General features: G+C 72.3%; 23 protein-coding genes and 1 pseudogene. 13 read left to right on the top strand and 11 right to left on the bottom strand.

Going from position 1 to position 24,720, the window contains the following annotated elements; translation table 11 throughout:
- Positions 1–8 precede the first annotated feature (8 nt).
- Positions 9–371, bottom strand: coding sequence for a hypothetical protein (locus E5083_RS23440; protein WP_135787680.1), 363 nt, complete (start codon positions 369–371; stop codon positions 9–11).
- Between the two features lie 162 nt (positions 372–533).
- Here E5083_RS23440 and E5083_RS23435 point away from each other — a divergent pair.
- A pseudogene (locus E5083_RS23435) lies at positions 534–1,377 on the top strand (EamA family transporter).
- A gap of 13 nt (positions 1,378–1,390) precedes the next feature.
- On the opposite strand, the gene E5083_RS23430 reads toward E5083_RS23435, so the two are convergent.
- A complete protein-coding gene (locus E5083_RS23430) occupies positions 1,391–1,756 on the bottom strand; it encodes a hypothetical protein (RefSeq protein WP_135787679.1) in 366 nt (121 codons plus the stop codon).
- A gap of 2 nt (positions 1,757–1,758) precedes the next feature.
- The gene (locus tag E5083_RS23425; RefSeq protein ID WP_135787678.1) at positions 1,759–3,024 is read right to left on the bottom strand and encodes a helix-turn-helix transcriptional regulator; all 1,266 of its coding nucleotides are present in this window, start codon (positions 3,022–3,024) and stop codon (positions 1,759–1,761) included.
- A 382-nt stretch (positions 3,025–3,406) separates the two neighbouring features.
- Here E5083_RS23425 and E5083_RS23420 point away from each other — a divergent pair, with 382 nt between their 5' ends.
- From E5083_RS23420 to E5083_RS23405, 4 genes are all read left to right on the top strand, one after another.
- Positions 3,407–3,718 (top strand): hypothetical protein, encoded by a 312-nt coding sequence (locus E5083_RS23420; protein WP_135787677.1) that lies wholly within the window; start codon positions 3,407–3,409, stop codon positions 3,716–3,718.
- A 136-nt stretch (positions 3,719–3,854) separates the two neighbouring features.
- Positions 3,855–4,976 carry an FAD-dependent oxidoreductase gene (locus E5083_RS23415; protein ID WP_135787676.1) on the top strand — a complete coding sequence of 374 codons (1,122 nt, stop codon included), beginning with the start codon at positions 3,855–3,857 and terminating at the stop codon, positions 4,974–4,976.
- A 100-nt stretch (positions 4,977–5,076) separates the two neighbouring features.
- Positions 5,077–5,973, top strand: coding sequence for an NAD(P)-dependent oxidoreductase (locus E5083_RS23410; protein WP_135787675.1), 897 nt, complete (start codon positions 5,077–5,079; stop codon positions 5,971–5,973).
- An 83-nt stretch (positions 5,974–6,056) separates the two neighbouring features.
- Positions 6,057–6,332: a DUF1876 domain-containing protein gene (locus E5083_RS23405; RefSeq protein ID WP_135787674.1), complete on the top strand. Its 276-nt coding sequence runs from the start codon at positions 6,057–6,059 to the stop codon at positions 6,330–6,332.
- A 6-nt stretch (positions 6,333–6,338) separates the two neighbouring features.
- Here E5083_RS23405 and E5083_RS23400 read toward each other — a convergent pair whose 3' ends face one another.
- From E5083_RS23400 to E5083_RS23385, 4 genes are all read right to left on the bottom strand, one after another.
- Positions 6,339–7,499, bottom strand: coding sequence for a serine hydrolase domain-containing protein (locus E5083_RS23400; RefSeq protein ID WP_135787951.1), 1,161 nt, complete (start codon positions 7,497–7,499; stop codon positions 6,339–6,341).
- Positions 7,500–7,580: 81 nt separating this feature from the next.
- Positions 7,581–8,348, bottom strand: a complete 768-nt coding sequence (locus tag E5083_RS23395) for an energy-coupling factor ABC transporter ATP-binding protein (protein ID WP_135787673.1) — start codon at positions 8,346–8,348, stop codon at positions 7,581–7,583.
- Positions 8,336–9,097, bottom strand: coding sequence for a cobalt ECF transporter T component CbiQ (gene cbiQ / locus E5083_RS23390; RefSeq protein WP_135787672.1), 762 nt, complete (start codon positions 9,095–9,097; stop codon positions 8,336–8,338). The genes E5083_RS23395 and cbiQ overlap by 13 nt, the downstream gene beginning before the upstream one ends.
- 1 nt (position 9,098) lies before the next feature.
- Positions 9,099–10,145 carry an energy-coupling factor ABC transporter permease gene (locus E5083_RS23385; protein WP_135787671.1) on the bottom strand — a complete coding sequence of 349 codons (1,047 nt, stop codon included), beginning with the start codon at positions 10,143–10,145 and terminating at the stop codon, positions 9,099–9,101.
- Between the two features lie 169 nt (positions 10,146–10,314).
- Between E5083_RS23385 and E5083_RS23380 the strand changes: the two genes are divergently transcribed.
- Entirely contained in the window at positions 10,315–10,656 is a 342-nt protein-coding gene (locus E5083_RS23380; protein WP_135787670.1) for an SsgA family sporulation/cell division regulator, read from the top strand.
- Here the strand turns inward: E5083_RS23380 and E5083_RS23375 are convergent, their stop codons facing one another.
- From E5083_RS23375 to E5083_RS23365, 3 genes are all read right to left on the bottom strand, one after another.
- The gene (locus E5083_RS23375) at positions 10,657–12,321 is read right to left on the bottom strand and encodes a penicillin-binding transpeptidase domain-containing protein (protein ID WP_135787669.1); all 1,665 of its coding nucleotides are present in this window, start codon (positions 12,319–12,321) and stop codon (positions 10,657–10,659) included.
- A gap of 96 nt (positions 12,322–12,417) precedes the next feature.
- Positions 12,418–14,037, bottom strand: coding sequence for a penicillin-binding transpeptidase domain-containing protein (locus tag E5083_RS23370; protein WP_135787668.1), 1,620 nt, complete (start codon positions 14,035–14,037; stop codon positions 12,418–12,420).
- 472 nt (positions 14,038–14,509) lie between these two features.
- Entirely contained in the window at positions 14,510–16,261 is a 1,752-nt protein-coding gene (locus E5083_RS23365) for a dolichyl-phosphate-mannose--protein mannosyltransferase (RefSeq protein ID WP_135787667.1), read from the bottom strand.
- 105 nt (positions 16,262–16,366) lie between these two features.
- Here E5083_RS23365 and rsmI point away from each other — a divergent pair, with 105 nt between their 5' ends.
- The 6 genes from rsmI to E5083_RS23335 all read left to right on the top strand — a co-directional run bounded on the left by rsmI (position 16,367) and on the right by E5083_RS23335 (position 22,030).
- Positions 16,367–17,215, top strand: a complete 849-nt coding sequence (gene rsmI / locus E5083_RS23360) for a 16S rRNA (cytidine(1402)-2'-O)-methyltransferase (protein ID WP_135787666.1) — start codon at positions 16,367–16,369, stop codon at positions 17,213–17,215.
- Positions 17,216–17,567: 352 nt separating this feature from the next.
- Positions 17,568–17,906: a hypothetical protein gene (locus E5083_RS23355; protein WP_135787665.1), complete on the top strand. Its 339-nt coding sequence runs from the start codon at positions 17,568–17,570 to the stop codon at positions 17,904–17,906.
- A 25-nt stretch (positions 17,907–17,931) separates the two neighbouring features.
- On the top strand, positions 17,932–18,813 hold the full coding sequence (locus tag E5083_RS23350; RefSeq protein ID WP_135787664.1) for a TatD family hydrolase: 882 nt from the start codon (positions 17,932–17,934) through the stop codon (positions 18,811–18,813).
- Positions 18,814–18,924: 111 nt separating this feature from the next.
- On the top strand, positions 18,925–20,220 hold the full coding sequence (locus E5083_RS23345; RefSeq protein ID WP_135787663.1) for a resuscitation-promoting factor: 1,296 nt from the start codon (positions 18,925–18,927) through the stop codon (positions 20,218–20,220).
- 41 nt (positions 20,221–20,261) lie between these two features.
- Positions 20,262–21,140 (top strand): 16S rRNA (adenine(1518)-N(6)/adenine(1519)-N(6))-dimethyltransferase RsmA, encoded by an 879-nt coding sequence (gene rsmA, locus E5083_RS23340; RefSeq protein WP_135787662.1) that lies wholly within the window; start codon positions 20,262–20,264, stop codon positions 21,138–21,140.
- Positions 21,137–22,030, top strand: a complete 894-nt coding sequence (locus E5083_RS23335) for a 4-(cytidine 5'-diphospho)-2-C-methyl-D-erythritol kinase (RefSeq protein WP_135787661.1) — start codon at positions 21,137–21,139, stop codon at positions 22,028–22,030. Before rsmA ends, E5083_RS23335 begins: the two co-directional genes overlap by 4 nt.
- A gap of 3 nt (positions 22,031–22,033) precedes the next feature.
- Here the strand turns inward: E5083_RS23335 and E5083_RS23330 are convergent, their stop codons facing one another.
- Positions 22,034–22,627 (bottom strand): Uma2 family endonuclease, encoded by a 594-nt coding sequence (locus tag E5083_RS23330; RefSeq protein WP_135787950.1) that lies wholly within the window; start codon positions 22,625–22,627, stop codon positions 22,034–22,036.
- Between the two features lie 158 nt (positions 22,628–22,785).
- On the opposite strand from E5083_RS23330, the gene E5083_RS23325 reads away from it, so the two are divergent.
- The gene (locus E5083_RS23325) at positions 22,786–24,594 is read left to right on the top strand and encodes an ABC-F family ATP-binding cassette domain-containing protein (protein ID WP_135787660.1); all 1,809 of its coding nucleotides are present in this window, start codon (positions 22,786–22,788) and stop codon (positions 24,592–24,594) included.
- Positions 24,595–24,720: the final 126 nt, after the last annotated feature.

Below are 24,720 nucleotides of genomic sequence, written 5' to 3'. Positions count from 1 at the left end.
GTTCGTCGTCACGCCGTCTTCTCCAGCGCCTCGAACACGTCCGCCACCGTCTCCCGGTGCCAGACGGGGAGGTCGGGCCATTCGGCCAGCTCGGCGGGGTCGGGTTCGTCGAGCTGGTCGCTGACCTCGGTGGCCCAGCAGATGGCGACGAAGCGGCCCTTCTGCTCGCGGGAGAGCCGGGCGGCGTTGCCCTCGCTGAGTTTCATCAGGCCCTGGATGCGCTCCGCGACGATCCCCGAGACCTCCCGCTGCCACTCCGGTACGTCCTCCCACGGGGTGACGAATCCGGGTTCGGGCTCACCGGGGAAGTGGCGGCGGACCCCCGCGATCCAGGCTTCCCGGAACAGTCGAGCGCCCTCGGTCCCATTCATGCTCCGCAGCCTAAGGGTGTTCCGGGCCCCGAGTCAGTGACTCCGTGCAACTGGCCGGGTTTGTTCGGGTGATGAGTGCCGGGTGACCCCGGTCAAATTCCGTGTACAGGCCACACAGTGATCGGTTAGCGTGCCGGACATGACGACGACTGGTCCTGACCGGTGACGCCGCTCGTCACCGCCGCTGTCCTCTTGGCCGCCTTCACCCACGCCGGGTGGAACGCCATCGCCCACCGGATCAGCGACAAGCTGACCGGCTTCACACTGATCGCCGGGGGCGGCCTGGTCGTCGGGCTGGTGATGGCGCTGTTCGCACCCTGGCCGGCCGGGCCCGCGTGGCCGTATCTGCTCACCTCCGCCGGGGTGCATGTCGCGTACTACGCGCTGCTCATGACCTCCTTCCGGCTCGGGGACTTCGGGCAGGCGTACCCGATCGCCCGCGGTACCGCTCCGCTGGTGGTGACCGTGCTGGCCGCCCTGTTCGCGCACGAGGTGCCCGGCGGGTGGGCGGCGGCCGGGCGCCGTGTCCTGCGTCGGGCTGACCGGGGTGAGTCTGTGGGGGCTGCGCGGGCGGCGCCCGGACTGGAAGGCCATCGGCGCCGCCGTCGCCACCGGGCTCACCATCGCCGTGTACACCGTCCTCGACGGCATCGGCGTCCGGCACGCGCAGACCCCGCTCGGCTACATCGCCTGGCTGATGGCCGCCCAGGGCATCTTCATCCCCGCGTACATGTACTACCGGGTCCGCGGCGACATGGTCCGCCAGCTCAAGCCGTACGCCAAACTCGGTCTCCTCGGCGCGGTCCTCTCCGTCGCCGCCTACGCCCTCGTCCTCTGGGCCCAGACCCGCGCCCCCCTCGCCCCCGTCGCCGCCCTCCGCGAGTCCTCCATCATCGTCGGCGCGGCCATCGGCGCCCTCTTCTTCAAGGAACGCTTCGGCGCTCCGCGCGTCGCGGCGGCGGGGTTGCTGGTGGTGGGGATCGGGTTGATGTTGCACGCGGGGTGAGGCGAGGGGGTGGTCAGTCCACCGACTTCTCGATCGTCTCGAAGATGTCCGCGTCGGTCTCCTGTTGCCAGGCCGGGAGTTCGGACCAGTCGGCCACGTAGGCCGGCTTGGGGTCGGTGAAGTGCCGGTACATCTGGGCGGTCCAGCAGATGGCGACGAACCGGCCCTTCTGCTCGCGGGTCAGCCGCGCGGCGGCACCGTCACTGAGGCTCACGAACTGACGCACCTGCGCGGCCACCGCCCCCGCCGCCTCCCGCTCCCACTGCGGGGTCTCGTCCCACGGGGCCACGTAACCGGGCTTGGGCTCACCGGGGAAATGGCGATGCACACCGGCGATCCAGGCTTCCCGGAAGAGTCGTGCGCCCTCGGTCTCCGACATGGTTACCCCTCTCGTGACGGTGTGCTCAGCGCGACGATCTCCGCCCCCAGTTCCGCCACGCGTCGATCACGGCGCAGGGTGCCGAACTCGTCGTACAGATCACGGAGTCTACGGGCGACATATCCCGAGGCGGAGGTGCGAGCCAGCTCGACGGCCTGACTGCCGTACGCGACCACCTGCTCGGGGTCTCCCCGCTTCGCCCCGACGGCCGCCAGGCCGACCAGTACGGTGCCCCGCCGCCGGAACGACTGACCGGAGGCCAAGGGCCCCTGGTCAAGCGCCTTCTTCAGCGTGCTGTCCGCCAAGTCCAGGCGCCCCAGCCGCACATACCGTGCCCCGCGCTCCTCGGCCAGGCGTGAGCCGTCGAACCTGAGCCAGCCGCCGTTGCCGCCGTCCCCGTTCAGGCCCCGCACCTCCTCCGCCCGGTCCAGCGCTCGCTCGCACGCGTCCAGATCCCCGAGCCCGGCGTGGGCCTCCGCCCGTACGGAAGCCACCCAGTAGCGGGTCGACAGGGCACTGTCGCCCTGGGCGGCCAGGGCTTCGGCGGCGCCGAGCATCTCGGCGGCCTGGGTGTAGCGGTGCTCCGCCATCTCGACGTACGCGTGCCGGACGAGGGCGCAGGCCCACAGGTCGTACGCGCCCGCGTCCTTGCTGAGGGAGGCGGCGAGTGCGTAGGAGGAGACTGCGTCGGAATGCCGGTCGGCGTCGAAGGCCACCTCACCGGCCAACTGGAAGAGGTCCGCCGCTGCGGTCAGCATGGGACGCGTCCCGCTCCGGTTCTGCGCCAGCGCCTCGGTGAGTCTGGTCAGTTGGTCGCGCACGACAGGATGGACGGACCGTTTGGAGCGGGCCAGTTGGTAGACCTGCCACAGGTGGCCGTTCATGCGGGCGAAGTCGGCGGGAGCGCCCCTGCGCACCCCGTCGGCCAGTGCCTCGGCCTCTTCAGCGGGGAGCACGGCAAGGGCCCCGCTGACGGTGAGCAGGCGAAGGAATTCGCGGCGGATCATCTCGTCGGAGTCTCCCGCGTCCAGAGGGCCGCCGGACAGCCGTCCCTGGTCCGCTCCGCCGCTGGGTCGCGGCGGCGCCAGAAGGGCGTCCAACTCGTGCAGGCTGATCTCGAGCACGGCTGCCAACGCTCGCCGCTGAGCCGGCTGGGGAGCGATCCTGCCGCTTTCCCACCGCCCGACCGTGGTGCGGTCCACGCCGAGCAACTGGGCCAGTTTTTCCTGACTGTAGCCCAGGGCCTTCCGCCGTCGTGCCAGTCCCATGGCCGCTCCCTTCCCACCCCGGCCCTTGGCTACGGTGCGTGCGCGGATATGCGACCAGAGTGCCGCATGGATGCCGTGGTCATCTCCGGCTTCGGGCGATTTCCTGGGTGTCGTCCCGGATCGGGGTTGTACGACGGAGAGGTGAGGCCATGGCTGCCAGAGGTGACGGGCAGGGGTACTCCAGTGACAGCGGGCCACCCACGGAGGACTCCGGTTCTCGGCCGCGGGTTCGCATGACGCGCCGGGTCTCTCACGATTCCGGACGGACCTGGGGCCGGGTCGTGGAAGTGCTGGAGCAGAAGGGGCGGAGGCTCTCGGAGAACCCCGTCGGCTTTCCGCCCTGTTCGTGTCCGCGCTGCGGAGCCGGTGTCAGGACGGCGCGATGACGAGGTGCGCGCATTGGCGGCGGGTGCCGCTGGACATTCTGCGAGAGGCGCAGCAGCGGTCATCTTCGGGCCACGTCGACCGTGCCGTGCAGTGCCAGCTCTCCGAGCACCGGACCGGTGATCACTACGGCTTCCTGGATGATGCCGAGTACGCCACCGCGTCGTGGCTGCGCTGGTCCGACAGCGAGGCCGCGTTGGTCGTCCTCGCCGACTGTCCGGTGGCGAGCGCCGGCGCGCCGGGGGAGAGCTGCTGTCTCTTCGAGGAGCACGGCGGGCGGCATACGTGGGACGAGGAGCGGCCCGAGTAAAAGCTCCTCACGCGCACCCTTGTCGGCCCGCTGTCGGGGCTGTCGGAGCGGTGTCGGTGGGGTGTCGGGGTGGGTTGGGACGTTGGGGGTGCCAGTCAGGGATCGCCCGGCTGGTTCCCTACAGCGAGGAGAGAGCATGTCCACTCACGTCACGATCATCGGTGCGGGGCTCGGGGGGCTGACGCTGGCTCGGGTGTTGCAGGTGCGCGGGATAGGGGCGACCGTGTACGAGGCGGAGGCGTCGGCGGGGGCGCGTACGCAGGGCGGGATGCTCGACATTCACGACTACAACGGGCAACTGGCCGTCAAGGCAGCCGACTTGATGGACGAGTTCCGGGGGATCGTGCTGGAGGGCCGGCAGGCGATGCGGTTCTTCCACCGGGACGGCTCGCTGCTGTTCGACAAGGGCGACGACGGTACGGGCGGCCGCCCCGAGGTGCAGCGGGGTGAGCTGCGGCAGATTCTGCTGGACTCGCTGCCCGAGGGCACCGTCCGCTGGGGGCACAAGGTCAGCGGCGCCCGGACGCTGGCCGACGGGCGCCACGAGGTGACCTTCGCCGACGGCACCTCCGTCACGGCCGACCTCCTCGTCGGCGCGGACGGCGCCTGGTCGCGGGTGCGGCCGCTGCTCTCCGACGCGGTGCCGGAGTACGCGGGGGAGGCGTTCGTCGAGACCTACCTCTTCGACGTGGAGACCCGGCACCCCGCCGTCGCCAAGATGGTCGGCGGCGGGATGTTCGGCGCGGTCGACCCGGACGGGGACGGGCGCTGGATCGGGGCGCACCGGGAGAAGGGCGAGACCGTCCACGCCTACGTCACGCTCGCGCGGCCCCTGGACTGGTTCGCCGGCATCGACTTCACCGACCTCGCCGCGTCGACCACCCGGATCGCGGCCGAGTTCGCGGACTGGGCACCGGAGTTCAGCACCCTCATCACCGGCTCCGACACCGCACCGCTGCTGCGCCCCCATTACACGCTGCCCATCGGCCACCGCTGGGACCGGGTACCCGGTGTGACCCTCCTCGGCGACGCCGCCCACATCTCCGTCCCCAACGGCGAGGGCGCCAACCTCGCCATGCTGGACGCCGCCGAACTCGGCGAGGCCCTCGCCGCGTACCCCGCCGACACGGAGGCCGCGCTGGCCGCGTACGAGCGGGCGCTGTTCCCCCGCAGCGCCGACGCCGCCGCCGAGGCGCACCACAAGCCCACGTCGGCGGAACTGATCGAATTCTTCACCCGGGACGAACAGGCCCGCTGAGTCACGGCGGGGTGGGCCGGGTCTGCGGGCAGGATGGGGGCGAGGGGCATGATCGACAGCCCCTCCTGGGACCGCACCCCGTGAGAAGGAGAGCCACCGTATGACCGCCACCGACCGGCCGACCGTCGCCGTGCTGGGCACCGGCATCATGGGCGCCGCCATGGCCCGCAACCTCGCCGCCGCCGGGCTCCCCGTACGCGCCTGGAACCGCACCCGCGCCAAGGCGGAGCCGCTCGCGGAGGACGGCGTCCGCGTCACCGGCACGGCCGCCGAGGCGGTCGAGGGCGCGGACGTGGTGCTGACCATGCTGTACGACGGGGACACCGTGCTGGACGTGATGCGCGAGGCGGCGCCCGCCCTGCGGTCCGGCACGCTGTGGGTGCAGAGCACCACCGCCGGTACGGAACTGACCGGCCGCCTCGCCGCGTTCGCCCGCGAGCACGGGCTGGAGTTCTACGACGCGCCCGTGCTCGGCACCCGTAAGCCCGCCGAGGACGGTCAGCTCACCGTGCTGGCCGCCGGGCCCGAGCCGGGGCGGGCCGCCCTCGCGCCGGTCTTCGACGCGGTCGGCTCCCGTACGGTGTGGACCGGCGAGGACGGGGCGGAGGGCAGCGCGAGCCGGCTCAAGCTGGTCGCCAACAACTGGGTGCTCGCGGTCACCGCGGCCACGGGTGAGGTGCTGGCGCTCGCGCAGGCGCTCGGCGTCGACCCGCGCTCGTTCTTCGACCTCATCGAGGGCGGCCCGCTGGACATGGGCTACCTCCGCACCAAGTCCGCCCTGGTCCTGGACGGCAAGCTCACTCCGGCCTCCTTCGCCGTCGCCACCGCCGAGAAGGACGCCCGCCTCATCACCGCCGCCGCCGACCGGGGCGGCGTCCGCCTCGACCTCGCCGAAGCCACCGCCGACCGCTTCGCCCGAGCCGCCGCCCAGGGCCACGGGGACGAGGACATGGCGGCGGCGTACTTCGCGAGCTTCGAGGAGAACACGGCCGGCTGACCGGTACCGGCCCGACGTGAACTTCGCCGGAGGCGGGCGCACCCTGGAAACAGGGGACACGGTGGCTTTCGGAGGTGGTCGGGATGATGCACAACACCGTGGGTTGGCACATCGAGCTGGAGTTCGAGGAGGACGACCAGCACACGCGCGCGGTGGCGCTCGTACGGCTGGCGGACGGCAGTGAGGTACGGGCGCACGGCCACGCCACCCGGCACCAGGTCGACTCCAACCAGCCCAGGGTCGGCGAGGAGATCGCCGGCGCCCGCGCCCTGAACGAACTCGCCATGCGCCTGCTGACCAAGGCCCACGAGGAGATCGACGCGGACTCGGGGCGCATCTCGCACCCCATCCACGTGTAGGCGAGGTCAGCCCAGCGAACCGCGTACCGCCCGCACCAGCGCCTGGGCCCTCGGGTCTGCTGTCACTCCGCCCTGGAAGCCGTTGGTGACGTAGCCGAAGGCGATGCCGGAGGCGGGGTCGGCGAAGGCGAGGGCGCCGCCTCGGCCGGGGTGGCCGAAGGCGGTGGGGGAGAGGAGGGGGGACGCGGGGCCGTGGAGCATGAAGCCGAGGCCGAAGCGGGTACCGACCACGAGGACCCGGTCCGGGCCCGCCGACGTCTCGGTGCGGGCCAGCTCCATCGTTTCCGGGGTGAACAGCCTTGTACCGCCGTCCAGTTCGCCGATGAGGGACGCGTACACGCGGGCCAGTCCGTCCGCCGTGGCGATGCCGTTGGAGGCGGGGAGGGCGGCCGCACGGTAGGCGGGATCGTTCTCGTCCGGCAGCGGGGTGATCGCGGCGAAGGCGCGGCGGGTCAGGGAGGCGGGGTCGGTGTAGGCGTCCGCGACGGCCCGCTTGGGGCGTACCTTCAGCGCACCCGGCGTCTCGGGCGCCGAGACCGGCCCCACCCGGCCCACCCGCGCCTGCTCCGAGGCGGGCAGCCCCAGCCACACGTCCGCCCCGGCCGGCGCCGCGACCTCGGACGCGATGAACTCCCCGATGGGGCGCCCGGTGACCCGGCGGACCAGCTCACCCGTGAGCCAGCTATACGTCTGCGCGTGGTACCCGTGGTCCGTGCCCGGCTCCCACACCGGCGCCTGCGCGGCGACGGCGGCGGCGCCGAGGTCGGGGTCGGCGGCCTCGGCGGGGGTCAGCGGCCGGTCCAGCACCGGCACGCCCGCCCGGTGGGCGAGCAGATCGCGGACGAGGGTGCGCTCCTTGCCCGCCGCCTTGAACTCGGGCCAGTACGCGCCCACCGGGGCGTCCAGGTCCAGCAGACCCCGCTGGTGCAGCAGCAGGAGCGCGGCGGCGGCGACCCCCTTGGTCGCGGACCGCACGATCTGCGCGGTACCGCGCTCCCAGGGGGCGGAGCCGTCGACGTCACGGGTGCCCGCCCACAGGTCGACGACCCGGTGCCCGTCCCGGTACACGGCCACGGCCGCGCCCCGCTCCCCGAGCCGGGCGAAGTTCGCCGCGAACGCCTCCGCCACCGGCTCGAAGCCCTCGGCCACCGTGCCGTTCACCCGCACATCCACGCCGTATCCCTTTCCTCGCCCGCACTCACGAGTGAAACACGGCCGTACGGCCTTGGATTCCGCGCCCCACAACTCCTACGCGTCCAACGCCACCGTGCGCGGATCGAACCCGAACGGCAGCTCCAGCCGGTGCGCCCGCATCAGCGCGTCGTCGGAGAGCAGCTTGCCGGTGGGACCGTCGGCCGCGATCACCCCGTCACTGAGGATCAGCGCACGCGGGCACAGTTCGAGGGCGTAGGGAAGATCGTGCGTGACCATCAGCACCGTGACGTCCAACGACCGCAGGATGTCGGCCAGTTCGCGCCGCGAGGCGGGGTCGAGGTTGGATGACGGCTCGTCGAGCACGAGGATCTCCGGCCGCATCGCCAGTACCGTCGCCACCGCGACCCGGCGCCGCTGCCCGAAGGACAGATGGTGCGGAGGCCGGTCGGCGAACTCCGCCATGCCGACCTGCTCCAGCGCGGTCCGCACCCGCTCCTCCAGCTCGGCCCCCTTCAGCCCGGCCGCCGCCGGTCCGAACGCCACGTCCTCGCGCACGGTCGGCATGAAGAGCTGGTCGTCGGGGTCCTGGAAGACGATGCCGACCTTCTGCCGGATCTCAGCCATGTGCCGCTTGCCGACCGGGAGTCCGGCCACGGTGACCGTGCCGGTACCGCCGGACAGGATGCCGTTGAGATGCAGCACGAGCGTGGTCTTGCCCGCGCCGTTCGGCCCGAGCAGCGCGACCCGTTCACCGCGCGGGACGGTGAAGTCGACGCCGAACAGGGCCTGATGGCCGTCGGGGTAGGCGAAGGCGAGGCCGGAGACTTCCAGCGACAGCGGTGCGGTACTCACAGGAACCATCCCAGCAGACAGACGACGAGGGCGGAGCAGGGCAGGGCCAGCGCGCGCAGCCACTGGTCACGGGTGGCGGTGACCTCGTCGATGACCGGCATCGACCCGGCGTACCCCCGGCTCACCATGGCCAGATGGACCCGCTCGCCACGCTCGTAGGAGCGGATGAACAGCGCGCCCGCCGACTTGGCGAGCACCCCCCACTGCCGTACCCCCCGCGCCTCGAAGCCGCGCGACTCGCGGGCGATCCGCATCCGGCGCATCTCGTCGGTGATGACGTCGCCGTAGCGGATCATGAAGGAGGCGATCTGCACCAGCAGGGGCGGCAGCTTGAGCCGCTGGAGCCCGAGCAGCAGTTCGCGCAGGTCGGTGGTGGCGGCGAGCAGCACCGAGGCGGCGACGCCCAGCGTGCCCTTGGCCAGCACGTTCCACGCGCCCCACAGCCCGTTGACGCTCAGCGAGAGCCCGAGGACGTGCACCCGCTCGCCCTCCGCGACGAACGGCATGAGCACCGCGAACGCGACGAACGGCACCTCGATCAGCAGCCGCTTCAGCAGGAACCCGGCGGGCACCCGCGCCCGGTACGCGACACAGGCCAGCAGCACCGCGTACACCCCGAACGCCCACATCGCCTCGCGCGGGGTGGAGACCACCACCACGACGAAGGCGAAGACGGCCGCCAGCTTGGTGTGCGGGGGCAGCCGGTGCACGGCGGAGTGCCCGTGCCGGTAGAGCTTGTGGGCGTGGCCCGCTCCCATGTCAGACGCTCGTGTTCGCGGGAGAGGCGTCGTGGTCACGGCGCCTGCGCACCGCCCAGAAGACCGCGCTGCCCGCGACGACGGTGACGCCGACGCCGATCACGCCCGCGAGACCGCCGGAGAGCCGGGCGTTGGCCACGTCCTTGACGCCGTAGTCGGCCAGCGGGGAGTCGGAGGAGTGGTGCGGCTCGGTCTTCTTGTCGATGCCCTTGTCGTGGGCGACCTTCTCCAGGCCGTCCGGGTTTGCGGAGGCGTAGAAGCTGACGAACCCGGCGAGGACGAGGGAGGTCACCAGGCCGGTGATCCACAGGGTGCGCCGGGAGGTGCGCGCGGCGGCCGGGGCCGGGGCGGCGTCGGGGGCGTCGACCAGCTCGCCGTTGACCCGGAGCCGGAGCTTCTGCCGCAGTCCGCGCGCGCCGTAGACCAGGTCGGGGCGGACCGCGACGACGGCGGCGACGGTGAGCGCGGTGATCACGGCCTCGCCGATGCCGATCAGCACATGGACACCGATCATCGCGGTGGCCACCTTGGCGATGGACACGTCCGTGGTGCCGCCGATCGCGTAGATCAGCGTGAAGACGACGGCCGCGGCCGGGACGGAGAGCAGGGCGGCGACGAAGGAGGCGGCGGTGATCGAGCGCCGGGAGCGGGGCAGCACCGCGAGCAGCCCCTTGAAGACGGCGTACGCGACCACGGTCGTGACGATCGCCATGTCCGTGATGTTCACGCCGAGCGCGGTCAGCCCGCCGTCCGCGAACAGCACGCCCTGCATGAGCAGCACGACCGACACGCACAGCACGGCCGTATAGGGCCCGACGAGTATCGCCGCCAGCGCTCCGCCCAGCAGGTGGCCGCTTGTTCCGGCCGCCACGGGGAAGTTGAGCATCTGTACGGCGAAGATGAACGCGGCGACCAGGCCGGCCAGCGGCGCGGTGCGCTCGTCCAGTTCGCGGCGGGCGCCGCGGAGGCTCACCGCGAGGGCGCCCGCGGCGACCACCCCGGTGACAGCGGAGGTGGGGGCGTCGATGAATCCGTCAGGTACATGCACCGTTCAATTTTAAGCGCTTGTTGCGAATGCCTTGCAAGAGCGAGGCGGTCTCGCTTCCCAGCGGACTCCCAGTCGGCTCCCGAGGGCGCAAATCAGAAAATATGCGACATTAGAGACGAAACGGCTGTGCGGCCTTCGTGGCGGTCACTGAACGTGAGAGGGCGATCCGATGTCCGTAGTCGAGCAGTACACACGCGCCCACATCGTCACCGACGCGGAGGACGACCCCGACGCCGTACGCGTGGTGCTCCGCTACGACCCCGACGCCGACCCCCTCGCCGTACAGGTCGGACTGCCCGGCCCCGCCGAATGGACCTTCTCCCGCTCCCTGCTGGAGGACGGCCTGCGCGCCCCCGCCGAGAGCGGGGACGTACGGGTCTGGCCGTGCGGGCGCGTGCAGGCGGTCCTGGAGTTCCACTCCCCGGAAGGGGTGGACGTGGTCCAGTTCGACGTGAAGTCGCTGACCCGGTTCCTGCTGCGCACCTACACGGCCGAGCCCGTACGGAACTGATCAGCTCCCGAGCTTGAGCAGGGTGGCGACGATCGGCCCGGCCGTGTCGCCGCCGTGGCCGCCCGCCTGCACCACACCGGCCGAGGCGAGGTCGCCCCGGTAGGCGGTGAACCAGCCGTTGGGCTTCTTCTGGTTGTCGACCTCGGCCGAGCCGGTCTTGGCGCCGTAGTCCGGACCCAGCCCGGACATCGCCTCGGCCGCCGTGCCGTACGCGGCGGTGAAGTTCATCAGCTCGCGGAGCTGGCCCAGCGTCTTGGGGGACATCGTGCGGGACGCCGTCGCCAGCGTGCGGTGGTCGACGGACGGGGCGACCAGGTACGGCTGGTGGAAGGTGCCGGTCTTCACCGTCGCCGCCACCGAGGCCATGTTCAGCGGGTTCATCCGCACCCCGCCCTGCCCGATCAGCGAGGCCGCCATCTGGGCCGCCGACTGCACCGGCACCGAGCCGTCCAGCGTGGGCACGCCGACCGACCAGTTGTTCATGGAGAGGCCGAAGACCTGCTGGGCCTGCTTGGTCAGGTCGTCGTTCTTCAGCTTCTTCGCCTGGCTGATGAAGGCGGTGTTGCAGGAGCGGGCGAAGCTCGCCTTGAAGGTGCCGTTCTTGATCTCGAAGTCGTCGTCGTTGTGGAACTTCCAGCCGCCGAAGGTGAAGGTCTTCGGGCAGGGGTGCTTCTTGTCCGCCTCCGCCAGGCCCTTCTCGATCAGCAGCGAGGAGGTGATCACCTTCATGGTGGAGCCGGGGGCCAGCGAGCCCTGGAAGCCGATGTTGAAGCCGTGGCCGCTGTTGGCGACCGCGAGGATCTCACCGGTCGAGGCGCGCAGCGCCACCACCGACGCCTGCTCCCGCTTGGCCACCTGCTGCTCGGCCGCCGCCTGGAACTTCGGGTCCAGCGTGGTCTTCACCGTGCCCGGTGTGCCCTCGCTCAGCTCCACCAGCGTCTTGTCCGACAGCCCGGCCTTCTTGGACGCCTTGCCGCGCACCACGCGCAGCTCCACGCCCGCCTTGCCGCCGGCCGTCTTGCCGTACTTCTCCCGCAGCCCGTCCAGCACCGAGCCCAGCGAGGGGTACGCGGTCACGGTCAGCTCGCCGCCGGCGCGGTCCAGCGCCTTGACCGGCGGGGTGCCGGACGCGCCGGTGACCAGGGTGTCGCCGTCCTTCAGCTCCGGGTGCACCACGGCCGGCTGCCAGCCGACCAGGGCCGCGCCGTCGCTCGCCCGCCGCACCACGGTCAGCGAACTCGTGTACGCGAGCGGCTTGCTGACGCCCTGGTAGGAGACGGTCGCCTTGACGTCGAACGGCACCTTCGCGCCGGTCGCCCGGCCCGCGGTGAGGGTGACGTCCTTCAGGCGGGCGTCCTTGGTGTAGCCGGTGAGCAGGGCGGTCGCGGCCTTGGCGTCGTCGGTGGCGGCGGCCGCCTCGGTGACACGGCCCTGCTGCCAGGCGGTGAGGAAGCGGGAGGTGGCCGTCTTGATCTCCAGCGCGCTGGGGGGCCCGGTCTTCACGCTCTTGTGGTCGGACAACGTGGACGCCTCGTCGGCGGACGCCCCGCCGCCGTAGAGCGCGTAGAGGCCGAACCCGGCGCCGCCGACGACGAGGGCGATCATGCCGCCCAGTACGGCGGGTTTCCGCTTCGGCCGTTCGGCGGCACGCCTTCTCTTGCCCACAGTCCCAAGTCCTCCGCGCTCTCCCCAGGGTCCCCGCAGCCCTCACACGTCCCCAACGACCTCAACAGCCTAGAGTCTGCGCGGACTCGGCCGATCTCAGCCCGCACTCCGTAGCACTCTTGCGACAATCGGACCGGCGGCGTCGATGCCATGCCCGCCGTCCTCCGTCATCGCGGCCGCCGCGATGTCGTCCCGGTATCCGGTGAACCAACTGTTGGACCGTGACTGCCCGTCGACTTCCGCCGAACCGGTCTTCGCGCCCACGTTCCCGCTGAGCCCGGCCATCACGCCTGCCGCGGTGCCACTGCGCGCGGTGCGGTTCATCATCTCCCGCAACTGCTGGGACGTACCCGGCGCCAGCCCGCGCGCGGTGGCGGCCCGGCGGCCGTCCAGGCTCAGCGGGACGATCACCGGCTGGCGGAACGTTCCGGTCTTCGCGGTCGCCGTCACCGATGCCATGTTCAGCGGGCTCATCTGGACCTGGCCCTGGCCGATCAGGCCGGCCGCGCGGTCGGGGCCGTCCGGTGAGGGGACCCGGCCGTCGAAGGAGGGCACGCCCACCTTCCAGTCGTTCCGCCCGATGCCGAAGCGCTGCGCGGCCTCCATGGCCAGCGAGTCCGCCTTCACCTCGTCCGCGAACTTCACGAACGCGGTGTTGCAGGAGCGGGCGAAGCTCTCGGAGAGGGTGGCGTTCTCGTTCGGCGTCAGGCCGGTGAGGTTGGTGAAGGTCTGGCTCTGCCACACCGCCGACGGCGGGCAGGGCGCCGGGCCGTTGGCCGAGGTGATGCCGGAGTCGATGAGGGTGGCGGCGCTGACGATCTTCATGGTGGAGCCGGGGGCCAGCTCGCCGAGGAAGGCCGCGTTGAAGCCGTCGTCGCGGTGGTTGGCGAAGGCCAGGATCTCGCCGGTGCTGGGCTGTACGGCCGCGACCGAGGAGTTGGTGTAGTCGGTGACCGCCGCTTCGGCGGCCGCCTGGGCGCTCGCGCTGAGGGTGGTGCGCAGCTTGCCCGGCTTGCCCTTGACCAGGGTCATCAGCGTGGTGTCGGCGGCGCCGCTGCCCTCGTGCCGGACCACCAGTTCGACGCCGGCCCGGCCGCCGGTCTTGTCCCCGTACCGCTTGCGCAGCTCGTCCAGGACCGGGCCGAGGGAGGGGTACTTCTCCTTGGTCAGCACCTGGCCGTTCCGGTCCACGGCGTCGATCTGCGGGGTGGCGGACTCCTCGACGGTCAGCGAGTCGCCCTTCGCCAGCTTCGGGTGCACCAGCGCGGGGTCCCAGTCGACCAGCGGGCGGTGCGAGTTGACCCCGCGCACCACGGTCAGCCGGCTCGCGTACGCCAGCGGCCGGGACTCCTCCCCGTACGACACCGTCGCCCGGACCTGGAAGGGGACCGTGTCGCCCTTCGCCCTGCCGGGGGTGATGTGTACGCCGGTGATGTGCGCGTCCGTGCCGTACGCCGTCAGCAGCGACTCGGCGTCCTCGGGGAAGTTGGTGAGACTCGCCGCCTGCTCCGGCCGGCCCTTCTCCCAGGCGGCGAAGAACTTCGCGGTGGTCTGCTCGACCTCCTCGCGGCTGGGCGGCCCGGTCGGTACGGCCTTGACGCCGCCGGTCGCGGTGCCGTTCAGCGCGGAGGCGATGTTGTACATGCCGTACCCCGCCCCGCCCAGCATCGCGGCGCACACGCCGCTGACGACCGCGACTCTGACTCCCTTGCCCATGAAGCGATTCCTCCCCGTGAAGTCCCCGTTGCCGCACCGACTTCCTGAACGTGTTCAAAAGCTGGTGCGGACGGAACTGTATGTGCTCCACAGGCAGTTGGGGCGGCCGTTTCCGATACTTGTCCGAACGGAGACGTTGAACGGCCCACGCACGAGGGGCGGGCCCGGACGACGTGCGTACGCCCGGACCCGCCCCGTCCCCGCCCGTCCGCCCGGCTCCGGCGTGCGTGGCCGAACCCGGACCCCACGTCTACGGGGACCGTGCCGAAGGCTCTCCCCCCGGGGCCTCCACAAGAGAGCCAACCCCACCGCCCCCCACCCACTCAACCGCCCCGCGCCCCACCCCGGATGGTGATTCGCCCCGTTTTGCCGGTGGCGGTCCCGGTGGCGTTCGACTGGCGCGTTCCCGTGGCGCATTCCTAACCCCCAGGCAGGACGCCTACGGGGGTGGCGAAACCTGGCGTGTCTGCCGCTACACCCACGTATCCAGCCACATCCGCCCCCGCCACGAGTCGATCGGGATCGCCTCGCCCGTGTAGAGGGGCCAGAAGTAGATGAAGTTCCAGGTGATCAGGAGGATCAGGACGCCGGCGGCGGTGGCGCCGATTACTCGGCGGGTGTCGGTGGAATGAGGGGGGCCGATGATCGCGCCGGCGAGCATGGCGACCGCGAGGCAGAGGAAGGGGACGAAGACGACCGCGTAGAAGAGGAAGATCGTGCGTTCCTGGTACATGAACCAGGGGAGGTAGCCGGCCACGACGCCGCAGGCGATGGCGCCGGCGCGCCAGTCGCGGCGGAAGGCCCAGCGCCACAGGACGTAGAGGATCGCAGCGCAGCCGGCCCACCAGAGCATGGGGGTGCCGAGGGCGAGGACCTCGCGGGCGCACTTGTCGGTGGTGCCGATCGGGCAGCCGGCCGAGCCGGGGCCGGGAGACTCGTAGAAGAACGAGACCGGGCGGCCCAGCACGATCCAGCTCCACGGGTTGGACTGGTAGGTGTGCGGGGACGACAGGTGGACGTGGAAGTTGTAGACCTCGTGCTCGTAGTGCCACAGGCTGCGCAGCCAGTCCGGCAGGAAGGTCCAGGAGCCGCCCCGGCCGTCGGTCGCGGCCCAGTTGCGGAAGTAGCCGCCGGTGCCGTCGGTGGGGGAGAGAATCCAGCCGGTCCAGGAGGCGACGTACACCGCGATCGCCACCGGCACCGTCGCCAGGAACGCGAACCCGGTGTCGTACTTCAGTACCGCCTCGTACGGGTGCCGGGCGCCGGCCACCTTGCGGGCGCCCACGTCCCACAACACCGCCATCAGGCAGAACGCGGCCAGGATGTACAGGCCGTTCCACTTGGTGCCGAAGGCCAGGCCCAGCATCACGCCCGCGCCCCAGCGCCAGGGGCGCCAGCCGAAGCGGAAGGTGTCGGCGAGGCGGGCGTCCGGGCGGGCGACGCCGTCCGGGCCGACCGGGAGCGCGGCGGCGAGTTTCTCCCGCGCCCGGTCCCGGTCCACCACCAGGCAGCCGAAGGCGGCGACGACGAAGAACATCAGCACGCCGTCCAGCAGCGCGGTCCGGCTCATCACGAAGTGCAGGCCGTCCACCGCCATCAGCCCGCCCGCCAGGCAGCCGAGGAACGTCGAGCGGAACATCCGGCGCCCGATCCGGCACAGCAGCAGCACGCTCAGCGTGCCGAGCAGCGCGGTCATGAACCGCCAGCCGAACGGGTCGAAGCCGAAGATCAGCTCGCCCAGCCCGATCACGTACTTGCCGACCGGCGGATGCACCACGTACGCCGCGTCCGACGGGATCGCGAGGTGGCCGTGGGTGGCGAGGACCGCGTCGTTGGCGTTCTTGTCCCAGTTGACCTCGAAGCCCCGGTGGACGAGCGCCCAGGCGTCCTTGGCGTAGTACGTCTCGTCGAATATCACCGCGCGCGGGCTGCCCAGGTTCCAGAACCGCAGCAGGCCCGCGAGCAGCGTCACCAGCAGCGGCCCGCCCCAGCCCGACCAGCGGGTGATCCGGTCCGCCAGGTGCGGCGGGCAGCCCAGCACCTGCCACACCCTCGGCGAGGGCTGCGCGTAGGGCGGCACGAGCCGGTCCCGTACATCGGCCGCGGGGGCGCCCGCGGGAGGTACGTAGCCGAATCGGCGCAGCCGCCGCTGCCAGGAGGGCCGCTCGTCGTCGGGCGGCGCCTGGCCCTGCCGGAGGTCCGTGGAGGACGCGGTACTGGTCACCGCGCCATGGTAGGGAAACGTGCCGTGTGAGTCCCGTGCAAGCGCGGTACCGATTGGGACGCGATCGTTTTCCGTGCCGGTCGGCGCCCCTGGGAGGATGGTCCCGTGACTGGAACCCTTGTCCTCGCAGGTACCCCCATCGGCGACGTCGCGGACGCCCCGCCCCGGCTGTCCAAGGAGCTGGCGGAGGCCGACGTCATCGCCGCCGAGGACACCCGGCGGCTGCGCCGCCTCACCCAGGCCCTCGGTGTGACGCCGGGCGGCCGGGTGGTCTCGTACTTCGAGGGCAACGAGTCCGCGCGCACCCCCGAGCTGGTGGAGGAGCTGCGCGGCGGGGCCCGTGTGCTCCTCGTCACGGACGCCGGGATGCCGTCGGTCTCCGACCCCGGCTACCGGCTGGTCGCGGCCGCCGTCGAGCACGACGTCTTGGTCACCGCCGTGCCGGGCCCGTCCGCCGTGCTCACCGCGCTCGCGCTGTCCGGGCTGCCGGTGGACCGGTTCTGCTTCGAGGGCTTCCTGCCCCGCAAGGCCGGTGAACGGCTGTCCCGGCTGCGCGAGAACGCCGACGAACGGCGCACCCTCGTCTACTTCGAGGCCCCGCACCGCCTGGACGACACCCTCGCCGCGATGGCCGAGGTCTTCGGCGCCGACCGCCGGGCCGCCGTCTGCCGCGAGCTGACCAAGACGTACGAGGAGGTCAAGCGCGGCCCCCTCGCCGACCTGGCCGCCTGGGCCGCCGAGGGCGTACGCGGCGAGATCACCGTCGTCGTGGAGGGCGCCCCCGAGTCCGGCCCCGAGGAACTCGACGCCGGGGAACTGGTCCGCCGCGTCCGCATCCGCGAGGACGCCGGCGAACGCCGCAAGGAGGCCATCGCGGCGGTCGCGGCCGAGGCGGGCCTCCCCAAGCGGGTCGTCTTCGACGCGGTGGTGGCGGCGAAGCGCTCCGCGGGCTGAGCGGGGGTTGGCCGCGGGGTGAGTCTTTGCGGCGCCCCCGACGTTCGCCCCGCAGCCAGGCGCCGACGCGGGCTTCGCCCCGCGCGAGGCGGGCCCCCTGGGGGCGGGGCCCTGGCGCCCCTTGGGCGGCGCGTGGGCCGGGGTGCGCCCCATGGGTGGGCAAACGGGGGGTTGGGTGGGCAAAGGGATCGGGGGCCTCAGCGGAGCGGTTCGGCAAGGGTCGGCCAAGGCGGGTCCAACAGTCGACAGGTCGCGTGCTTTCGGGGCGGAGCGGGCGTCCACTGGGCGAAGGGGCGGAAAGCCGTCCCCCGCCTCCCTGACCGGGGGCGCCAGTGGACCGCAGGAGCTGGGCATGAGTGAGGTCGCCGGGCAGATCGCCGCCGTTCACGAGTCGTACGCGTTCGCCTGCATGAGGTGCGGGCACGGCTGGGAGCAGTCGTACGCGATAGAGCACCACACCGACACCGGGGGCCATGAGTGCGTCCGGTACGTCGTGGAGGGCACCGTCGTGCCGTCCCCGCTGAGCCGGCCGGTGTGCGAGAACTGCGATGGGCACGTCGTACGGATCATGCGTGCCGGACAGGTGTCCTCCGTGCGCCGCCCGGTGCCGGTGCCGGAGGCGCCCGCCCCGGAGACCCACCACTGGCACCTCTCCGACCTGCTGCATCCCTTCCAGCGCCGGGCGAGCTAGCGCGCCCCTTCCGTAGGATCGGGGCATGCCTTCGAACGCCGGTGACAAGAACGCGCCGCCCCCGCTCCCCGCACCCCTCGGCGTCGAGGTGGCCGACTCCCACACCCACCTCGACATGCAGTCCGGCACCGTCGAGGAGGGGCTGGCGAAGGCCGCGTCGGTCGGCGTGACCACGGTCGTGCAGGTCGGCTGCGACCTGGCGGGCTCCCGCTGGGCCGCCGAGACGGCCGCCGCGCACGACCGGGTCCACGCGACGGTCGCCCTGCACCCGAACGAGGCACCGCGCATCGTGCACGGCGACCCCGACGGGTGGTCCCGGCAGGGGGCCCGCGTGCCGGGCGGGGACGCCGCGCTGGACGAGGCGCTCGCCGAGATCGACCGGCTCGCCGCGCTCCCGCAGGTCAAGGGCGTCGGCGAGACCGGCCTCGACTTCTTCCGCACCGGCCCCGAGGGCAAGGAGGCGCAGGAGCGGTCCTTCCGCGCCCACATCGAGATCGCCAAGCGGCACGGCAAGACCCTGGCCATCCACGACCGCGACGCCCACGCCGACGTGCTGCGCGTGCTGAAGGAGGAGGGCGCCCCCGAGCGCACCGTCTTCCACTGCTACTCCGGCGACGCCGACATGGCGGAGATCTGCGCCCGCGAGGGCTACTACATGTCCTTCGCCGGCAACGTCACCTTCAAGAACGCCCAGAACCTCCGGGACGCCCTGGCCGTGGCCCCGCTGGAACTGGTCCTGGTCGAGACCGACGCCCCCTTCCTCACCCCGGCGCCCTACCGGGGCCGCCCCAACGCGCCGTATCTGATCCCGGTCACCGTGCGCGCCATGGCCGCCGTACGCGGGACCGACGAGGACACTCTGGCCGGGGCCCTCGGCGCCAACACGGCGCGCGCTTTCGGATACTGAGAGCGCCAGTTCGAGCCGTGACCCTGTGTGGCCGTGCCGCTTTGGAGAGTGACGCCCGCTCCGCTAGGTTCTGGGGGCCCGATCGGCCAACGCCCCCTGGAGCGTGTCGGCGTGACCCAGCAGTACGAGCGGTACGGCCCCCACGGCACCCTCGGCGACGAACCGGCGGTGCCGTCGGTGCACAGCGCGCTGACCCTGCCGTACGGCGTGCCTCCCGACACCTACCGGCCCGCCTACGAGGCCGTACCCCCGCCCCGCCAGGCGCCGCAGGGCGCGAGACCGGCGGGGCGCAGACGGCGGGCCGCCGAACGGCCCGAGTCACCGGTGCGCCGGCTGCTGCCCCAGGCGCTGGTCGTCGCGTTCCTCGCCGGCGGCACCGCCGCCTTCGTCGCCGAGGACAAGGCGGTCGAGCTGACCGTCGACGGCCACCCCCGCACCCTGCACACCTTCGCCGACGACGTCACCGGCCTCCTCGCCGACGAGGGCGTCCGGGTCGGCCCGCACGACGTGGTCGCCCCCGCCCCCGGCACCCCCCTCACCGACGGCGACGAGATCGCCGTACGCCACGGCCGCCCGGTCCGGCTCACCATCGACGGCGAGCGCCGCGTGGTGTGGACCACCGCCGACACGGTCGACGGCGCGCTCAGGCAGCTCGGCGTACGGGCGGAGGGCGCCTACCTCTCCGCGTCCCGCTCGCTGCCCATCGGGCGGGCCGGGCTCGCCCTGGACGTCCGTACCGAGCGCAGCGTCACGATCATGGCCGACGGCCGCACCCGCACCCTGCGCACCAACGCGGCCACCGTCACCGAGGCGCTGCGCGAGGCCGGGATCACCCTGCACGGCGAGGACACCACCTCCGTGCCCGGCACCTCCTTCCCGCGCGACGGGCAGACTGTCACCGTGCTGCGGATCACCGGCACCCACGAGAGGCGCGACGAGGAGATCCCGTACGCCGTGCGCCGCACCGAGGACCCCACGCTGCCGAAGGGCACGGAGGTGGTCGACCAGGCCGGGCGGCCGGGGCTGCGGCGTACCACCTACCTGCTGCGCACCGTCAACGGCGTCCGGCAGCGCCCCCGCCGCGAGCACTCCGAGGTGGTCCGCGAGCCGCGCCGGCAGCTCGTCCGGGTCGGCACCAAGGCGCGCCCCGCCACCGCCTCCGGCGCGGACGGCCTGAACTGGCACGCGCTCGCCGTCTGCGAGTCCGGCGGCCGGGCCGACGCCGTCGACCCTTCCGGCACCTACGGCGGGCTCTACCAGTTCGACACCGCCACCTGGCACGGCCTCGGCGGCAGCGGACGCCCGCAGGACGCGTCGCCCGAGGAGCAGACCCGGCGCGCCAAGACCCTGTACCTGCGGCACGGCACCTCGCCCTGGCCGCACTGCGGGGCACGCCTGCGCGGCTGAGGCGGGGCGGCGGCGCCCGTGCCGCCCCGTACCCTTGTCCCGTGAGCAGCCCCACCCCCGACGCCCTCCTCGGTCCCGCCGACATCCGCGAACTGGCGGCCGTGCTCGGCGTACGGCCGACCAAGCAGCGCGGCCAGAACTTCGTGATCGACGCCAACACGGTCCGCCGTATCGTGCGCACCGCCGGGGTGCGCCCCGACGACGTGGTGGTGGAGGTCGGGCCGGGACTCGGCTCCCTCACCCTGGCCCTGCTGGAGGCGGCCGACCGGGTCACCGCCGTCGAGATCGACGACGTACTGGCCGCCGCGCTGCCCGCGACCGTCGCCGCCCGGATGCCCGACCGCGCCGACCGGTTCGCGCTGGTGCACTCCGACGCGATGCTCGTCGGGGAACTGCCCGGCCCGCCGCCGACCGCGCTCGTCGCCAACCTGCCCTACAACGTCGCCGTCCCCGTGCTGCTGCACATGCTCGCGACCTTCCCGAGCATCGAGCGCACCCTGGTGATGGTCCAGTCCGAGGTCGCCGACCGGCTCGCCGCCGCGCCCGGCTCCAAGGTGTACGGCGTGCCCTCGGTCAAGGCCAACTGGTACGCCGAGGTCAAGAGGGCCGGGGCGATCGGGCGGAACGTGTTCTGGCCCGCGCCGAACGTGGACAGCGGCCTGGTCTCGCTGGTCCGGCGCACCGAGCCGGTCAAGACGTCGGCCACCCGCGCGGAGGTCTTCGCCGTGGTCGACGCCGCCTTCGCCCAGCGCCGCAAGACCCTGCGCGCCGCGCTGGCCGGCTGGGCCGGGTCGGCCGCCGCCGCCGAGGCCGCGCTGGTCGCCGCCGGGGTCTCCCCGCAGGCGCGCGGCGAGGCGCTCACGGTCGAGGAGTTCGCGGCGATCGCCGAGCACAAGGGCCATGGGGGAGCAGCCGCGTGAGCGTCACGGTACGGGTCCCCGCCAAGGTCAACGTCCAGCTCGGCGTGGGCGCGGCCCGCCCCGACGGCTTCCACGACCTGGCCAACGTCTTCCTCGCGGTCGGGCTGTACGACGAGGTCACCGTGACCCCGGCCGAGGAACTCCGGGTCACCTGCGCCGGGCCGGACGCCGCGTCGGTCCCGCTGGACCGCACCAACCTGGCCGCCCGCGCCGCGCTCGCGCTCGCCGGACGCCGGGGCATCGAGCCCGCCGTCCACCTCCACATCGCCAAGGACATCCCGGTCGCGGGCGGCATGGCCGGCGGCAGCGCGGACGGCGCGGGCGCGCTGGTCGCCTGCGACGCGCTGTGGGGTACGGGCGCCACGCGGGCCGAGCTGCTCGACATCTGCGCCGAGCTGGGCAGCGACGTCCCCTTCAGCCTGGTCGGCGGCGCGGCACTCGGCACCGGACGCGGCGAGAAGCTGGCTCCGCTGGAGGTCGGGGGCACCTTCCACTGGGTGTTCGCGATGGCGGAGCGGGGCCTGTCGACCCCGGCGGTCTTCCGCGAGTTCGACCGCCTGACGGAGGGCCGGGAGATTCCGGCCCCGGAGGCCGACCCGACCCTCCTGACGGCCCTCTCGAAGGGCGACCCGGAAGCCCTGGCCGCCGCCCTCACCAACGACCTCCAGCCCGCCGCCCTCTCCCTCTACCCGGAGCTGGCAGCCACCCTCGCCACCGGCCGCCAGGCAGGCGCCCTCGCCACCCTGGTCTCCGGCTCGGGCCCGACGACCGCCTTCCTGGTCCCGGACGCGACCACGGCGACCCGGGTCGCCCAGGCCCTCGAAGACTCCGGCACCTGCCGCACGACGCGCACGGCTGCGGGGCCGGTGCCGGGGGCGACGATCCTCTGAGCCTCAGAGGCGGTCGATCTCCGTCAGGTCGATGTCGATCCCGTAGGGCGCGGTCAGCTTGACCTGTGCGTGGTGGATGCCGGTCAGGGCGTAGGTTCCGGTGGCCTCGCCGCGCTCGTACACCTGCACCACGGGGTGGTCGTCCTCGCCGGCCATTTCCACCAGCCAGAAGTGGGGGATGCCGGCCGCGGCGTACTTGTGCGGCTTGGTGTCGCGGTCCCGGGCCTCGGAGTCCGGGGAGACCACCTCCACGGCGAGCAGGACGTCGGCCGCCTCGAACCGTGTCTGGCGGCGGTCGATGACGGACTCGGCGCGTACGACGCAGAGGTCGGGCTCGGGGACGTTCCGGCGGTCGAGGACAACCGTGATCTCTCGTTTGACCTTCAGCTCCGATGGCACGGTTCGGCGCAAGCCGTGGATCAGCATGTCGATCGTGTCGGAGTGAAAGATCCGTTGAGGGGTCACGAAAACCAGGCTCCCGTCGATCAGCTCTGTGTGCGGCGGGAGATCCGGCAGTGTGAACAGGTCGTCCACGGTGTAGCCGTCCTTGGGTGGCACCGGCCAGTGCGGACGGTGCTCGATGGACTCGGCGGTCATGGTTCCTCCCATGAACGGGATCCTGCTGCCTGAGCCTCCACGGTAGCGGCCGAACGTCGATCACGTCATCACAAAGAGTGACCGCACCCGCGCGCCCCGCCCCCCGCCCGGCAGGGCCTACGCTTGAAGGCTGATCGATCCCCCTGCACAGGAGTGAAATGGCCGTCAATCTGGTCAATGTCGAGAACGTCAGCAAGGTCTACGGCACGCGGGCCCTGCTGGACGGCGTCTCGCTCGGTGTGTCGGAAGGGGACCGGATCGGGGTCGTCGGGCGCAACGGCGACGGAAAGACCACGCTGATCCGGATGCTCGCCAAGGTCGAGGAGGCCGACAGCGGGCGGGTCACGCACTCCGGGGGACTGCGGAGCGGGGTGCTGACGCAGCACGACTCGCTCGACCCCGAGGCCACCGTCCGGCACGAGGTCATCGGCGACCTGGCCGACCACGAGTGGGCGGGCAACGCCAAGGTCAGGGACGTACTGACCGGCCTGTTCGGCGGGCTCGACCTGCCGGGCTTCCCCAAGGGTCTCGACACCGTCATCGGCCCGCTGTCCGGCGGTGAGCGGCGCCGGATCGCGCTGGCCAAGCTGCTGATCGAGGAGCAGGACCTCCTCGTCCTGGACGAGCCCACCAACCACCTCGACGTCGAGGGCATCGCCTGGCTCGCCCGGCACCTGCGCGAGCGCCGCTCGGCACTCGTCTGCGTCACCCACGACCGCTGGTTCCTGGACCAGGTCTGCACCCGCATGTGGGACGTCCAGCGCGGCACGGTCTACGAGTACGAGGGCGGCTACTCCGACTACGTCTTCGCCCGTGCCGAGCGCGAGCGCATCGCCGCCACCGAGGAGACCAAGCGGCAGAACCTCGTCCGCAAGGAGCTGGCCTGGCTGCGCCGGGGCGCCCCCGCCCGCACCTCCAAGCCCCGCTTCCGCGTCGAGGCGGCCAACGAGCTGATCAAGGACGTGCCCCCGCCCCGCGACAGCAGCGAGCTGATGAAGTTCGCCTCCTCCCGGCTCGGCAGGACGGTCTTCGACCTGGAGGACGTCAGCGTCACCGCAGGCCCCAAGGAACTGCTGAAGCACGTCACCTGGCAGCTCGGCCCCGGTGACCGCATCGGCCTGGTCGGCGTCAACGGCGCCGGCAAGACCTCCCTGCTGCGGGCCATGGCCGAGGCCGCCCGCTCCGGCGGCGAGGAGCAGCCCGCGGGCGGCAAGGTCAGCGTCGGCAAGACGGTCAAGCTCGCCTACCTCTCCCAGGAGGTCGCCGAACTCGACCCCAACTGGCGGGTGCTGGAGGCCGTGCAGCGCGTGCGTGAGCGCGTCGACCTCGGCAAGGGCCGCGAGATGACGGCGGGCCAGCTCTGCGAGACCTTCGGCTTCACCAAGGAGAAGCAGTGGACGCCGGTCGGCGACCTCTCCGGCGGTGAGCGTCGCAGGCTCCAGTTGCTGCGTCTGCTCATGGACGAGCCCAACGTCCTCTTCCTCGACGAGCCCACCAACGACCTCGACATCGAGACCCTGACCCAACTGGAGGACGTCCTCGACGGCTGGCCCGGCTCGATGGTCGTCATCTCCCACGACCGGTTCTTCGTCGAGCGCACCACCGACAAGGTCTACGCCCTCCTCGGCGACGGTGCCCTGCGCATGCTGCCGCGCGGCATCGACGAGTACCTGGAGCGCCGGCTGCGCATGGAGGAGGCCGTCGCCCAGCGCTCGGCCGCCGCCGCGCCCACCCCGGCCGCCACGGAGAAGAGCGCCGCCGACCAGCGGGCCGCGAAGAAGGAACTCCAGAAGATCGAGCGGCAGTTGGACAAGCTCTCCGACAAGGAGTCCAAGCTGCACACCCGGATCGCGGACCACGCCACCGACTTCGCCAAGGTCGCCGAACTCGACGCCGAACTGCGCGAACTCGTCGGCGAGCGCGAGGAACTGGAGCTGCGCTGGCTGGAGCTGGCGGAGGACGCGTAGCCCGGACGACGCAATCCGGCCATACCGGCGGGTCCGTAACGGCCGCATCACGGGGTGGTTCGACCTTGGGCACAGGGGCCTTCGCGGGCCCCTGTGCCGTCGTTGGTCGGTGATAGAAAGACCCTT

It is taken from the genome of Streptomyces bauhiniae (assembly GCF_004784475.1).
Lineage (GTDB): Bacteria > Actinomycetota > Actinomycetes > Streptomycetales > Streptomycetaceae > Streptomyces > Streptomyces seoulensis.
The sequence above is the reverse complement of the archived record's forward strand: the minus strand, read 5'-3'. Positions and strand labels throughout refer to the sequence as shown.

What these genes read in the sequence shown, in the direction of transcription:
- E5083_RS23440 (WP_135787680.1), bottom strand. Translation starts at nt 371, where the DNA reads ATGAATGGGACCGAGGGCGCTCGACTGTTCCGGGAAGCCTGGATCGCG.
- E5083_RS23430 (WP_135787679.1), bottom strand. Translation starts at nt 1,756, where the DNA reads ATGTCGGAGACCGAGGGCGCACGACTCTTCCGGGAAGCCTGGATCGCC.
- E5083_RS23425 (WP_135787678.1), bottom strand. Translation starts at nt 3,024, where the DNA reads ATGGGACTGGCACGACGGCGGAAGGCCCTGGGCTACAGTCAGGAAAAA.
- E5083_RS23420 (WP_135787677.1), top strand. Translation starts at nt 3,407, where the DNA reads ATGACGAGGTGCGCGCATTGGCGGCGGGTGCCGCTGGACATTCTGCGA.
- E5083_RS23415 (WP_135787676.1), top strand. Translation starts at nt 3,855, where the DNA reads ATGTCCACTCACGTCACGATCATCGGTGCGGGGCTCGGGGGGCTGACG.
- E5083_RS23410 (WP_135787675.1), top strand. Translation starts at nt 5,077, where the DNA reads ATGACCGCCACCGACCGGCCGACCGTCGCCGTGCTGGGCACCGGCATC.
- E5083_RS23405 (WP_135787674.1), top strand. Translation starts at nt 6,057, where the DNA reads ATGATGCACAACACCGTGGGTTGGCACATCGAGCTGGAGTTCGAGGAG.
- E5083_RS23395 (WP_135787673.1), bottom strand. Translation starts at nt 8,348, where the DNA reads ATGGTTCCTGTGAGTACCGCACCGCTGTCGCTGGAAGTCTCCGGCCTC.
- cbiQ (WP_135787672.1), bottom strand. Translation starts at nt 9,097, where the DNA reads ATGGGAGCGGGCCACGCCCACAAGCTCTACCGGCACGGGCACTCCGCC.
- E5083_RS23380 (WP_135787670.1), top strand. Translation starts at nt 10,315, where the DNA reads ATGTCCGTAGTCGAGCAGTACACACGCGCCCACATCGTCACCGACGCG.
- E5083_RS23370 (WP_135787668.1), bottom strand. Translation starts at nt 14,037, where the DNA reads ATGGGCAAGGGAGTCAGAGTCGCGGTCGTCAGCGGCGTGTGCGCCGCG.
- E5083_RS23355 (WP_135787665.1), top strand. Translation starts at nt 17,568, where the DNA reads ATGAGTGAGGTCGCCGGGCAGATCGCCGCCGTTCACGAGTCGTACGCG.
- E5083_RS23350 (WP_135787664.1), top strand. Translation starts at nt 17,932, where the DNA reads ATGCCTTCGAACGCCGGTGACAAGAACGCGCCGCCCCCGCTCCCCGCA.
- E5083_RS23330 (WP_135787950.1), bottom strand. Translation starts at nt 22,627, where the DNA reads ATGACCGCCGAGTCCATCGAGCACCGTCCGCACTGGCCGGTGCCACCC.
- E5083_RS23325 (WP_135787660.1), top strand. Translation starts at nt 22,786, where the DNA reads ATGGCCGTCAATCTGGTCAATGTCGAGAACGTCAGCAAGGTCTACGGC.